Raw genomic sequence first — 13,104 nt, forward strand, 5'->3', positions numbered from 1 at the left:
GGCATGGGTACCACCGCTGCCGACCGTTCTGTCATGACCGACCCCGCCGTCTCCGCCGACCTTCGGGTACTGGTGCTCGCCGGCGGGCTCTCCTACGAACGCGACGTCTCGCTGCGGTCCGGCCGCCGGGTGCTCGACGCGCTCCGCGCGGTCGGGGTCGACGCCGACCTGCGGGACGCCGACGTCGCGCTGCTGCCGGCGCTGGCCGCCGATCCGCCGGACGCGGTGGTGATCGCCCTGCACGGCGCCACCGGCGAGGACGGCTCGCTGCGCGGGGTGCTCGACCTCTGCGGCATCCCGTACGTCGGTTGCGACGCCCGCGCGTCCCGGCTCGCTTGGGACAAGCCCTCGGCCAAGGCGGTGCTGCGCGAGGCGGGCATCCCCACCCCGGACTGGGTTGCCCTGCCGCACGACCGTTTCTCCGAGCTGGGCGCAGTGGCGGTACTGGACCGGATCGTGGACCGGCTGGACCTCCCGCTCATGGTGAAGCCCGCCCAGGGCGGTTCCGGGCTGGGCGCCGCCGTGGTCCGGGACGCCACGTCGCTCCCGGCCGCGATGGTGGGATGCTTCGCGTACGACTCGACGGCGCTGGTCGAGCGGTACGTGCCGGGCATGGACGTGGCCGTCTCCGTGGTCGACCTCGGCGACGGGCCGCGCGCGCTGCCGGCCGTGGAGATCGTGCCGCGCAACGGGGTGTACGACTACGCCGCCCGCTACACCGCCGGCCGGACCACCTGGCACGCCCCGGCCCGGCTGGAACCGGAGGCGGCCGCCGCGGTCGCCGACGTCGCCCTGGCCGCCCACACCGCGCTCGGTCTGCGTGATCTGAGCCGGGTGGATCTGATCGTCGACCCGGCGGGTCAGCCGCACGTGCTGGAGGTCAACGTGTCCCCGGGGATGACCGAGACCTCACTCCTGCCGCTCGCGGTCCAGGCCGCCGGGCTGGACTTCGGCCGGATGATCGGCTCTCTGGTGACCCGCGCGGCGACCCGCGCCCGCTGACCCACTCGGTCCGCTGACCGCCGTCTCCTGCCGTCCGCTCTCCGGACGCCCGCCGCGTCCCCGCCCGCTCCCCGCTTTCTGCGCCCGCTTTCTGCGCCCGCTTTCTGCGGCAGGCTCGCTGTGGGGTGATCCATGCGCACACCCTCCCGCTGCCCCGTCCGCACGGTCGCCGCTCCGGGCGCGGTCCCAGCCCGCCGTGGAGCGCCGTCGCGCCGCCGTGGAGCGCCGTCCAGCGGTCGGACGGCCACCCACGGCGGCGCTGCCCCAGCATCGAGGTAGCAATCAGCACCCCGAGCGATCGCGGGTGCTACTCGCCGGCCTGCTCGCGTTCTGTGGCGGTTCCGACCTCGGGATCCTCTCCGGCCGGCGGTATCGGGACCTCCTCGGCGGACTCGATCACCGACACCGGGTCGTCCGGCGCTTCCTTTTCCGTGGTGGACGGCGCGGTGAGGCTGGACGGCGCCTGCCACTGGATCCGCGGCGGCTCGGCCAGCGGGCGCCCACCAAACTCTGCCAGCCAGGCGGCGACCATGGCGAGGTTCTCCCGCCACTGCGCCTCGGAGATGGGCGGCAGGATGGAGTCCCACAGCGAGAGGAAGGTCCCGCGCAGCTGGAGCCGGCCGTAGGGACGGGCGAGGAACCACATGTGCAGGTGCGCCGACCCGTCGCCCCAGCGGTTGACGTGCACCCGAGCGACCCCGTCGAGGGAACGGATGGCCCGTTCGAGTCGTACCGTCATGACGCCCAGCTCGGCGGCGAGCAGGTTGGGCAGGTCGCCGAGGTCGAGATGGGAGCGGGATTCGAGGATCAGCACCATCGGTAGCCCGGTGGGACGATCCATGGCGCGTACCCGCCAACGCTCGCCCACCCAGATGTAGGCGTCGTCGGGGGCGTTGCAGGCAGTGCATTCCCGGTGCCCCTCGCCCTTGCGGGGCGGTTCGACCGGGACCGGATCATCGAGTTGCTTGACGCGGAAATCGCCCTCGAAGGGGAAGGACGGCCACTGGGTGAAGTCCGGGACTGAGGGAGGGGTGTCGTGCACGACGCTGACCCTAACCGGTTCCAGCACCGCTGTCCCTCCCCGATCCATCGGTCGTCACCGACCTTCCAGCTGCCACCGAACGGCCGATCCGGGGCCGTCGTACGCCGATATCCACAGGCAGCCGAGAACCTGACCACTCGGCGTCATCCACAGGTCAGCGCCCGCTTTCGAGCGGCGTTTCACGTGAAACGAGGGGTGCCTGTGGAAAACCGGTGTGGATAACTCGCCGGGCTTCACGAGGGCCGACCGAGCGGCGGCTCAGGGGTACGTCGTCGGGTCTGCGCTCGGCCTGGGGCGCCCGTGCCGCAGAGTCTGTGTCGACCGGGCCGGCCCGTCACCGGCGAACCGGTGCCCCCCACGCGCGGCCAGCCGGGGCGTGGCACCTGGCCGGTTGATCGACCCGGGTTGCACGATGTCGTGCTGTCGCCATGGTTGATCGACTGGGTCGCGAAGTGCCAGAGTGCCCCTACGGTTGATCGACTGCGGCTGCCGGATGTCGGGGTGTCCCCACGCGGAGGCTGCCGGGTGTCGGGTGAACTTGGAGGCGGGGCCGGGACGGGGCGAGCTGCTGCCGCTCGCCCGGCGTCCCGGGCCCACGCCCGGGACGACCTGCCGAGGCTGTCGTTTCACGTGAAACACGAAATGCCCAGTAGCTCGACGGGTCGCCGGTGGCCGCCGGGTGATGAGAGGCAGCGGGCACGCGACGGGAGGGTATGCGCGCCAGCATGCAGCGAGATGGAGGCACCCCTCGCGGTACGGGGCGACTGCCAGTCAGGCGTCGCCGGAACCCTCGGCGAGGGACGCGCGTGCGCTTTAGCTGCCGGGTCGACCTCGCAGGGGGCCGGCGGGCAGGGATCGGCTGGGCCGGCGGGCAGGGATCGGCTGGTTCGCTCGATCACCAGACAGGCTGTCATACCGTGGTCATCCAACACCGGTGACCGAGACCGTCGCCGTGTCAGTGCCGAGCAGGCGCCACGGTTTCACGTGAAACGACCAGCAGCAGCGACCTCCACCTGCCGCCGCCAGCGGGCCCACCACCCTGCCGAACCCTCCGGCGGCTCGGCCAGGGTGGCATCGATCGCCGCCCCCCGTGGCCGGCCGTACTACTCGATCCACGATTGGAGGGGCCCTGATCAGGAGGGAGCCGGCGAAACCACGATCGGGTCCCCCCGAGAGACGACCGGTCGAACCGGAACGACCAGGCGGGCCGACGGGCGGCCAGACAACCTGAGGACGACCAGGCGGGCCGACGGGCGGCCACGGACCCGGAGGATGGCCACTAACGCCGAGACGACCGAAGACCTCCGATACGACCGGACACCGCCGAGACGGCCCGGCACGCCGACGGGCGGCCAGGGTTCGGTGCGGTCGTGGACGGCAGGACGGTTCCGAGGCGTGCCCGGCGGCGTCGGGGACCGGCCCGGCGGGGCCGCGATCCGCACGGCGGAGGGTGGGTGGCCGGGGGCGCGAGTCGTGGTGACCGGTCGGCAGGAGCGGAGGGGCCTGGACATGCACCGGCCGCGTGCCCCCGATGGGAGCACGCGGCCGCTGTGTGCCGGTCAGGCTTCGGGCTCCTCCGGCCCCACCCCGATGATGCCGACGATCCGCTCCAGGTCGTCGACCGTCGCGAACTCGATGGTGATTTTGCCCTTGCTCCGGCCGATGTCCACCTTCACCCGGGTGTCGAACCGGTCGGAGAGCCGGTCGGCCAGGTCGGTCAGCGCGGGTGCGTGCGGCTTCGACCGGCGCTTGGCCGTCTCCTTTTTGCTCGGGCCGTCGTTGAGTGCCAGCGCGACGATCTCCTCGGTCGCCCGGACCGAGAGCCCTTCGGCGACGATCCGGAGCGCGAGCTGCTCCTGCGACTCCTGGTCGTCGAGGCTCAGCAGCGCCCGGGCGTGCCCGGCGGAGAGGACGCCGGCGGCGACCCGCCGCTGCACCTGGGCCGGAAGGTTGAGCAGCCGGATGGTGTTGGAGATCTGCGGCCGGCTACGGCCGATCCGGCGGGCCAGCTCCTCGTGGGTGGCGCCGAACTCGTCCAGCAGCTGCTGGTACGCGGCGGCCTCCTCCAGCGGGTTCAGGTTCGCCCGGTGGATGTTCTCCAGCAGCGCGTCGCGGAGCATGGCGTCGTCGCGGGTGTCCCGGACGATCGCCGGGATGTTCTCCCGCCCGACCGCCTGCGCGGCGCGCCAGCGCCGCTCACCCATGACCAGTTCGAACTTCTCGTCATCGAGCTGCCGAACGACGATCGGCTGAAGGAAGCCGACCTCCTGGATGGAGGTCTTCAGCTCCTCCAGGGCCTCCTCGTCGAAGACCTGCCGGGGCTGCTTGGGGTTCGGCACGATCGCGTCGACCGGGATCTCGGCGAACCGGGCGCCGGGCACCGGGCTGAGCGCGGGCTCGGAGTACGCCACCGCCGCCGGCTCGACCACCGACGACGCCGGCACAGGCGGCCCGCCGGTGGTGGTGGTCGGCTCCACCGTATCGGAGGCGGCGCCGGGCGCCGGCCCGGTCGGGATGAGGGCCCCCAGGCCTCGACCCAGACCGCCCCGAGGACGGTTCTTCATGCCACGCCTCCCAGCGACTCGTCCGCACTACGCATTCCGGCTCACCGGCTCCTTGACGCCACGCTCGGCAATCTCCTGGGCAGCCTCGAAGTAGCTCGTGGCCCCCCGCGAACCGGGATCGTAGGTCATCACCGACTGGCCGTAGCTCGGCGCCTCGGAGACCCGGACGTTGCGCGGGATAACCGCCTGAAGCACCTTGTCGCCGAAGTGGTTCCGGACGTCCTGCTCGACCGCGTCGGCCAGCCGGGTACGCCGGTCGTACATGGTGAGCAGGATCGTGGAGACCTCGAGCCGCGGATTGAGGTGCTGCCGGACCAGGTTGATGTTGTTGATCAGCTGGTTCAGCCCCTCCAGTGCGTAGTACTCGCACTGGATCGGGATGAGCACCTCCTGCGCGGCCACGAGGGCGTTGACCGTGAGCAGGCCGAGCGACGGCGGGCAGTCGATGAAGACGTAGTCGAAGTGGCCCGGGTAGGCGGTGATGGCGCGGTCCAGCCGGGACTCGCGGGCGACCACCGACACCAGCTCGATCTCCGCGCCGGCCAGGTCGATGGTGGCCGGCACGCACCAGAGGTTGGGGATGCCCTCAACCGTTTGGGCCACCTCCTCCAGCGGCACACTGTTGATCAGGCAGTCGTAGACGTCCGGCACCCCGGTATGGTGCGGGACGTTCAGCCCGGTGGAGGCGTTGCCCTGCGGGTCGAGGTCGACCACCAGGACCCGGTTGCCGTGCAGGGCGAGCGCCACTGCCAGGTTCACCGTGGTCGTGGTCTTCCCCACGCCACCCTTCTGGTTCGCGACGCACATGATCCGCGTCCGGTCCGGGCGAGGCATCGTCACCTCACCGCTCGGATTCAGGATCTGCACGGCACGCATCGCCTCCATAGCCAATGGTGGGTCATCCTCTTCGCGCGTCGGGGTTTCACGTGAAACGTACGGGGCCTCGGTTGCGGTGAGCCCGTAGGTGGCGGCCTGGGTCGCTGGCGTGTCGGGAACGGGAGCAGGGCTCACGTCCGGCACCGCCTCGGGGGCCGGCTGGTGCGGTACCGCGGGCTCGAACCGGGCGGCCGGCGCCGCGTTGCGCCGGATCGGGATCACCTGGCCACCGGGCGAGGCATCGCCCGGTCCGTCGGACGCCGTCCGCGCCGCCGGCAGCTCCGGCGATCCCGAGACGGACCGCGCCGTGCCCGACGCCGGCGGGTCGCGGTGGACCACGGGATCGCGGTCCGGCGACCAGGTCGAGACACCTCGGGACGCCCCGTCGGGCGACCAACCGTGGTAGGTGGTTTCACGTGGAACAGGACCGCCCGCCGATCCGGTCACGCTTGGGTCGTCGTACCTGCCGTCGTCATGCACCTGTCATCCCTGCCCGCTTCGGATGGTCGGTCCGCATCCCGTCAACCGGCCGCACGTACACCCGCACCCCGAGCGTACGGACCGGCGGGAGCGGTCGGGACCGGTGAACCTCCGCTGCCGCCCGCTCCACACTATCGACGCGCGGCCAGCCTACGGCTCACGGGCGCAGCCGGTCCACGTCGGGTTCTCATCCCCTTCCATCCCACCCGTACCGGTTCAACGACGAACCGCCGGCCCGGACGCCGGCGCGCCGGGCCGGACGACCCGGGATGAGCCCATCGACCTGCGACTGCACCTGCCGGCGACCGGCAACCCCGGGGCAGCGACGATCAGCGACGCCGGTTCCGGCCGCCGCGGGACTTCCTGGCCGACGCCGGCCGCATCGGCCCGACCACCCGCTCCCGCACGATCTCGACCACGGTCGCCGGCGGGTCGACCACTCCCACGCCGCAGCGATGCACCGCCGGCTCACTGCCACCCAGCCGCGCCACCGTCGCGGCGTGCTCGGCGACCTCCTCGGCTGCGGACGCGCCCTTGAGTGCGATAAGCCGCCCGCCCGGCACGGCCAGCGGCAGGCACCAGACCGAGAGCCGGTCCAGCGGGGCCACCGCCCGGGCGGTAACGACGTCGCCGCGCAGCGGGGCCGTCCCTGCCGCGCCGGTCGCCGCTTCCTCCGCCCGGCCCCGGAACACCCGCACGGTCCTCGTCAGGCCCAACTGCTGCACGGCCTCGATGAGGAAGGAGGTTCGCCGGGCGAGCGGCTCGATCAGCGTCACGGTCAGATCCGGCCGCGCGATCGCCAGCACCAGCCCGGGCAGTCCGGCCCCGGAGCCGACGTCGAGCACTGTCGCGCCCTCCGGGACGCGCTCCGCCACCGCGGCGCAGTTCAACAGGTGCCGGTCCCAGATCCGGGGCGCCTCCCGTGGGCCGATCAGCCCGCGCACCACACCGTCGGTGGCAAGCAACTCGGCGTACGCGGCGGCCAGGTCGAGCCGGTCGCCGAAGAGGATCCGGGCCGCGCCGGCCAGTTCCGGCGGCAGCACGGCGTCGGCCGGCTCGGGCGTACGCTCCTCGGCGGTCGGTGACGGTGCGCCGGGGCGGACAGCCGACGGCCCGGGCGGCGTGCCACCCGGGCCGGACACGGCACCCGCCGTGGTGTTGTCGTCGTGCGCCACCCGGTCAGTCCGCCGGCCGGACGACGATGCGCCGGTTCGGCTCGACGCCTTCCGACTCGCTCTCCACGCCGCTCATCGCGTTGACCACGTCGTGCACGCACTTGCGCTCGAACGCGGACATCGGCTCCAGGCGGACCGGCTCGCCGTACTCCTTGACCTTTTCGACGGCGTTCTTCGCCACGGCGGCGAGCTCCTTGCGGCGGTTCGCCCGGTAGCCACCGACGTCGAGCAGCAGCCGGCTGGGCGAGCCGGTCTGCCGGAAGACGGCGAGCCGAGCCAGCTCCTGGAGCGCCTCCAGGGTGGCACCGCGCTGGCCGACCAGATTCTGCAGCCGGGCGCCGACCACCTCGACGACGGGACGGCCGCCGGAGACCAGCTCGTCGATGTCCCCGTCGTAGTCGAGGATGTCGAGCAGTCCCTCGACGTAGTCCGCCGCGATCTCGCTCTGCTGGAACAGGTCGGTCTCGGCGACGGCCTTCTTCTCCTTGACGCCCGCCTCGGCGTCGGCCTCCTCGGCCCCGGTCTCGCCGCTCGCCGCGATCGGCTCGGTCCCCTCCTCGTCCAGGGACTGGTCGGCGTGGGGGATGCTGGTGTCGGTCACGGTCTCATCTCCGTACTCGCTCGGCCGGACCGTCGGGTCCGCTGGTTTCCCGGGGCCGACGGGAGGTCGCCGGTGCCCACGGGCACGTCTGTACGGGCAGTTTCGCCCGTCGCCACGCGGTGCGCGGCGATTCCGCTCCGGCGCCGGCACACGGCGGCTGCACGGTGCGGAACGGGCCGCCGCCGGTGTCCCGGATGGCGGCCCGGAGGGGGTCAGCCCTGCCGCTTGGCGGGGCGGCCCTTCTTCGGGTTGACCGGCTTCGCGCCCGGCTTCGGGCCGGCGACCTTCGGCGCGGCGGGCTTGGCCGGCGCCTGGGCGGCCGGCTTGCCCCGGCCGAGCAGTCCACCGATCTTCGCCGGCTGCACCGCGCTGCGGGTCGAAGTGCCCGGCTTGCTGTTGGCGGTCTGCGGCGGCGGGAACTTGCGGAGCACCCACTGCTGCTGGCCGAGGGTGAAGAGGTTGTTGGTGACCCAGTAGATGATCACGCCGATCGGGAAGATCGCGCCGGAGACCAGCAGTGAGAGCGGGATGCCGTAGAGCATCAGCTTCTGGATCATCCGCTGCTGCGGGTCCTCCGCCCAACCGGTCTTCAGGATCATCTGGCGGCTGGTGAGGTAGGTGGTGCCCATCATCACCAGCACCAGGATGCCGGCGATGACCTTGACCGTGGTGCCGTTGGCGTTGAGGCGGGCCAACTCGTCGGCGGTCGAGCCGAACTTGCCGGCGATCGGCGCGGTAAAGATCTTCGCCGCCGCGGCGCTCTCGAACTGGGTCACCGTCCAGCCGTAGAGGGTCTTGCCCTGATTCGCCGGGTCGAGCCGGCGCAGCACGTGGAAGAGGCCGAGGAAGACCGGAATCTGGAGAAACATCGGAAGGCAGCCCATCAGCGGGTTGGCCTTTTCCTTCCGGTAGAGCTCCATCATCTCCTTCTGGAGCGTCTCCCGGTCACCCTTGTGCTTCTCCTGCAGCGCCTTGACCTGGGGCTGGAGCGCCTGCATCGCCCGCTGCGACTTGATCTGCTTGACGAAGACCGGGAACAGGATCACCCGGACGGTGACCACCAGGAAGACGATGGCGAGGATCCAGGCCCAGTTGGTGCCGAGCACCGCGCCGACCGGAACCCCGATGGCGTCCCAGGCCCCATGCCAGGCCAGCAGGATCCACGAAATCGCGTAGTAGATCCAGTCGAGACTCAATTCTCAGGCTCCAGTCACATCGGCACGGCGGCGACCGCCCGGCTCCGGCACCGGGTCATGTCCACCTGGGTGAAAGGGGTGGCAGCGCAACAACCGCCGGACCGCCAGGCCGGCTCCCCGGAACGCACCGTGCCGCGCCACCGCCTCCAGGGCGTACGCGCTGCACGACGGATAGAACCGACAGCGGGCCGGCAGAGCCGGACTTATCCACCGACGGTACGCGATGATGGGCGCGGTCAGCACCCGGGCACCGGTCGACGCGGGCCGTGGCACGGCCGGACCTGCGCTCACCGGGACCGCCGCCCTCTGGGCGCGCGGGCGGCCGCGATCGCCGCGTCCAGGTCGGCGCCGAGCCGGGAGTACGACGCGTCGGCCGCCGCCGGCAGGGCCCGGACCACAAGCGTGCTTCCGGCCGGCAGCCCGGTCAGCCGCTCGCGGACCAGGTGCCGCAGCCGCCGGCGGACCCGGTTGCGGACCACTGCCGGCCCGACGGCCTTGGACACGACGAAGCCGGCGCGGGTCGGCGCGGAGGTCTGCTCCGCACCCGTGCTCCGCGCCGGCTCCGGCGAGGTTGCTGCGGTTGCTTCGAGGGGCGCTGGCGGGCTCAGGTGGACGACGACGGCACCGCGGCCGGCTCGCCGGCCGCCGCGGACCGCTGCGGCGAAGTCGGTGCTGCGCCGCAGTCGCTGTGCGGCCGCCAGCACGACTGCCCACGTCCCCCGGACCGGACCCGGTCGGCCTCAGGCCGACAGGCGGGTGCGGCCCTTGGCGCGACGGGTCGAGAGGATGGCACGGCCGGCACGGGTGCGCATGCGCAGCCGGAAGCCGTGGGTCTTCGCGCGCCGGCGGTTGTTCGGCTGATAGGTGCGCTTGCTCACGTCAGGCTCTCCGTTGTCGTACGCCCCGGGCGACGGGACCGCCGGGGTCGTGTGGTGGTCCAGGCCACCGCGCCGGTGGCCTCCGATCGGTGCTGCCCGGCGATGCGGGACCTCGGCGATGCGGGGAAGCGACCGCGGACAGCAAGCACCCATCACCCTAGCAGAGGGCGAGAGAGCAGCCGCTCCAGCCTACGCAGGGGGGCAACGAGCGTCAAACACCTCTACCAGGGCGGACGGCGGGGGCGCGGACCAGGCGGGGCGGCACGGCCCGGGGCATGTCCGCACCGCGTGACCGACCGATGCGGCGGTTTTCGCTGATACCGACAAGGGGCGCCACGCCCCGGCGGTTGATGGCGCGTGGACAACGCTGTTACCGTGCCCGATTGCGGTCAGCGTCGAAGTCCGGTCGTCGCTGGCGGGGCAAGACCGGACACGGTAGTGAATCGTTCGGCACGGTGAACCCGCTTCAGCGCCCGTGGGCTGGGGGCAGGTCCGACCCGCTTCCGACGGGCGGCCACAATCGGTACGTACACAGGCTGTGGATAACTTGTGGACGAGGACCGGTCGGCCGTCCGGGTGGGTGAGTTCCACCCGCTCGAACGCGGCGGGCCCGGGACGGCCGACTGGGGAGGACGGCGGCGTCCGGGAGCAGAGGCGAGGGGGTGGCACGACGGTGGCCGGTACGACCGACCTTGCCGCGGTGTGGGCGGCGACGACGGACGAGCTCGCCGACGAGATCATCTCCGCGCAGCAGCGGGCGTACCTGCGGCTGACCCGGCTGCGTGCCATCGTCGAGGACACCGTGCTGCTCTCCGTCCCGGATGCCTTCACCCGGGACGTGATCGAGTCGCGGCTGCGCCCGGCGATCACCGAGGCCCTCACCCGCCGGCTGGGCCGGCCGATCCAGGTCGCGGTCACCGTCCGGGTCTCCGAGGGCGGTTCCGGCCGCTCGGCGGGCACCGTCTACCGCAGCGCCCCGGAGCCGGGGCCGGCGGAGCACGGCGGCCGACCGACCGAGTTCGAAGACGGGCCCACGGAGTTCGGTGCCGGGCCCGGGCCGTTCGACGGTGCCGCCGGCCACCGGGACGACGTCGCGGCCGACGCGGGGCGGCAGCCTCCGCTCATACCCGAGCAGGCCCATCCGGAACGGCGGATCGATCCGCCGGCCGCGGACGGCCACCGGCCCGGTCCGATCGGCCCCGACGGTCAGGAGGCCCTGTTCAGTACCGCCTTCGCGGAACCGCCACGGCCCGACCGGGCGGGGCCAGGGCCCGCCGACCGGGGCGGCTTCGACGGGCGGGCCCCCCGCCTCGACCCGCCGACCGCCGACGCCCGCGGGTTCGAGCCCCGCTACCGGGAGGACGGTGCCTCCCCGCGGGACCAGCACCTGATCCGGGCACTGCCCCGGGACGGCGGCACGGACAGCGGCCCCGGTCGGAGTGGCGCGGAGCACCGGCCGGGCGGCCGGGACGACCGGCGGCTGCCCGGCAGCCCGGAGGGCGGCGGCAACCGGCTCAACCCGAAGTACATGTTCGAGACGTTCGTCATCGGCTCATCGAACCGGTTTGCCCACGCGGCGAGCGTGGCGGTGGCCGAGTCGCCGGCGAAGGCGTACAACCCGCTGTTCATCTACGGCAGTTCCGGGCTGGGTAAGACCCACCTGCTGCACGCGATCGGGCACTACGCCACGACGCTGGGAAACGCCCGCTCGGTGCGGTACGTCTCGACCGAGGAGTTCACCAACGACTTCATCAACTCGCTCCGGGACGACAAGACCAGCGCGTTCCAGCGGCGCTACCGCGACGTCGACATCCTGCTGATCGACGACATCCAGTTCCTGGAGAACCGCGAGCGCACCCAGGAGGAGTTCTTCCACACCTTCAACACCCTGCACAACGCGAACAAGCAGATCGTGATCACCTCCGACCGCTCGCCGAAGCAGCTGGCGACGCTGGAGGACCGGCTGCGGACCCGGTTCGAGTGGGGCCTGCTCGCCGACATCCAGCCGCCGGACCTGGAGACCCGGATCGCGATCCTGCAGAAGAAGGCCGCGCAGGAGCGTCTCTTCGCCCCGCCGGACGTGCTGGAGTTCATCGCCTCCCGGGTGTCGAACTCGATCCGGGAGCTGGAGGGCGCGCTGATCCGGGTGACCGCGTTCGCCAGCCTGACCCGCTCCACCGTCGAGCTGTCCCTGGCGGAGGAGGTGCTGCGGGACTTCATCCCGGACGGCGCCGGACCGGAGATCACCGCCGACCAGATCATGGTCTCCACCGCCGACTACTTCGGGGTGAGCCTGGAGGACCTGCGCGGGCACTCCCGGTCCCGGGTGCTGGTCAACGCCCGCCAGGTCGCCATGTACCTGTGCCGCGAGCTGACCGACCTGTCACTGCCCAGGATCGGGCAGGCGTTCGGCGGGCGGGACCACACCACGGTGATGCACGCCGACCGCAAGATCCGCCAGCAGATGGCCGAGCGCCGGTCGCTGTACAACCAGATCGCCGAGCTGACCAACCGGATCAAGCAGAACACCTGAGCGGCGTACGCCATCCCCGTGTTGCCGACGGCGGGCACCCGGGCACGTTGACCGGAGTTTTCCCGGCCACATCCACGGCCGGCTGGTTCCACCGCCACGTCACGCCGGGTTGCTGGTCGGCACGCGCCCGGCCGCCCCTCGGCCCGGCGCTTCTGCTGTCCGCAGCCGGACATCTACTTGACCCTCGACATGGTGTAGACCACAGCATCAAGCCCGTGACCGTCCACACGTCCGATCGTTGTCCACAGCTCGTTGTCCACCGACGGTGGACAACCACGCTCCGTCCGGGCCCGGTTACCCACAGGCTGTGGAGAAACCCTGGGGACGACGCTGTGGACGCCTGGGGACGACCACGAGTTTGTCCACCGCCAACGGTCGACCTGTGGGTGGGCTGTTGAAGGTTCTGGGGATGACGCCGATCGAGGCGTCGCGGACGATCCACAGCGCTGGGGAGAAAGTCGGTGGATTACCGGTGGACAACCGGTGGACAACGGTGGACAACCCGGCAGCGGCGACCGCCTGTGGATCGGAACACCGGTTGTACCCCCGGTTCTCCACAGCGAAGCCACCGGTGGATAACCTGTCTGACCTGCACCGACGCCGGTTCTCCACAGTTTGCACAGGTGCGATGAAGACGATGAGTTATCTCTTCTAAAACAACAAAAACCAATCATCACCGTTGGACTTCCTGTGGATCGGGCCGCGGGCCGCCGTCGGCGGCCATCGGCATCGGGAGTCCACGGGGTCGGGCGCACAG

Annotated in this window: 10 protein-coding genes and 1 pseudogene; 2 read left to right on the forward strand and 9 right to left on the reverse strand. The window is 71.8% G+C overall.

What is annotated here, in order from left to right:
* Positions 1-3: 3 nt before the first annotated feature.
* Complete coding sequence (locus tag C1I99_RS03305; RefSeq protein ID WP_111132674.1) at positions 4-1,002, forward strand: D-alanine--D-alanine ligase family protein; 999 nt, start codon at positions 4-6, stop codon at positions 1,000-1,002.
* Positions 1,003-1,431: 429 nt separating this feature from the next.
* On the opposite strand, the pseudogene C1I99_RS03310 reads toward C1I99_RS03305, so the two are convergent.
* The 9 genes and pseudogenes from C1I99_RS03310 to rpmH form a co-directional block, all read right to left on the reverse strand.
* Positions 1,432-2,044, reverse strand: a pseudogene (locus C1I99_RS03310) (hypothetical protein); the annotation flags it as partial.
* A 1,559-nt stretch (positions 2,045-3,603) separates the two neighbouring features.
* Complete coding sequence (locus C1I99_RS03315; RefSeq protein WP_111132675.1) at positions 3,604-4,608, reverse strand: ParB/RepB/Spo0J family partition protein; 1,005 nt, start codon at positions 4,606-4,608, stop codon at positions 3,604-3,606.
* Positions 4,609-4,635: 27 nt separating this feature from the next.
* On the reverse strand, positions 4,636-5,823 hold the full coding sequence (locus tag C1I99_RS34720; RefSeq protein WP_438941379.1) for a ParA family protein: 1,188 nt from the start codon (positions 5,821-5,823) through the stop codon (positions 4,636-4,638).
* Positions 5,824-6,293: 470 nt separating this feature from the next.
* Positions 6,294-7,007: a 16S rRNA (guanine(527)-N(7))-methyltransferase RsmG gene (gene rsmG / locus C1I99_RS03325; RefSeq protein ID WP_233512300.1), complete on the reverse strand. Its 714-nt coding sequence runs from the start codon at positions 7,005-7,007 to the stop codon at positions 6,294-6,296.
* Between the two features lie 136 nt (positions 7,008-7,143).
* Positions 7,144-7,740 (reverse strand): Jag family protein, encoded by a 597-nt coding sequence (locus tag C1I99_RS03330; protein ID WP_111132678.1) that lies wholly within the window; start codon positions 7,738-7,740, stop codon positions 7,144-7,146.
* 212 nt (positions 7,741-7,952) lie between these two features.
* Complete coding sequence (yidC, locus tag C1I99_RS03340) at positions 7,953-8,936, reverse strand: membrane protein insertase YidC (RefSeq protein WP_111132679.1); 984 nt, start codon at positions 8,934-8,936, stop codon at positions 7,953-7,955.
* Between the two features lie 3 nt (positions 8,937-8,939).
* A complete protein-coding gene (gene yidD, locus C1I99_RS03345) occupies positions 8,940-9,179 on the reverse strand; it encodes a membrane protein insertion efficiency factor YidD (RefSeq protein WP_233512301.1) in 240 nt (79 codons plus the stop codon).
* Between the two features lie 44 nt (positions 9,180-9,223).
* Positions 9,224-9,640, reverse strand: coding sequence for a ribonuclease P protein component (rnpA, locus tag C1I99_RS03350; protein ID WP_111132681.1), 417 nt, complete (start codon positions 9,638-9,640; stop codon positions 9,224-9,226).
* A gap of 36 nt (positions 9,641-9,676) precedes the next feature.
* The gene (gene rpmH, locus C1I99_RS03355; RefSeq protein ID WP_067300964.1) at positions 9,677-9,814 is read right to left on the reverse strand and encodes a 50S ribosomal protein L34; all 138 of its coding nucleotides are present in this window, start codon (positions 9,812-9,814) and stop codon (positions 9,677-9,679) included.
* 673 nt (positions 9,815-10,487) lie between these two features.
* On the opposite strand from rpmH, the gene dnaA reads away from it, so the two are divergent.
* The gene (gene dnaA / locus C1I99_RS03360; RefSeq protein WP_111132682.1) at positions 10,488-12,347 is read left to right on the forward strand and encodes a chromosomal replication initiator protein DnaA; all 1,860 of its coding nucleotides are present in this window, start codon (positions 10,488-10,490) and stop codon (positions 12,345-12,347) included.
* The last annotated feature ends 757 nt before the right edge of the window (positions 12,348-13,104 follow it).

Origin of the sequence: Micromonospora deserti, assembly GCF_003236335.1 — a bacterium.
In the GTDB taxonomy this organism is placed as follows: domain Bacteria; phylum Actinomycetota; class Actinomycetes; order Mycobacteriales; family Micromonosporaceae; genus Micromonospora; species Micromonospora deserti.

Bases quoted from the DNA above. Each gene is read 5' to 3' on its own strand.
- C1I99_RS03305 (WP_111132674.1), top strand. From the start codon at position 4: ATGGGTACCACCGCTGCCGACCGTTCTGTCATGACCGACCCCGCCGTC.
- C1I99_RS03315 (WP_111132675.1), bottom strand. From the start codon at position 4,608: ATGAAGAACCGTCCTCGGGGCGGTCTGGGTCGAGGCCTGGGGGCCCTC.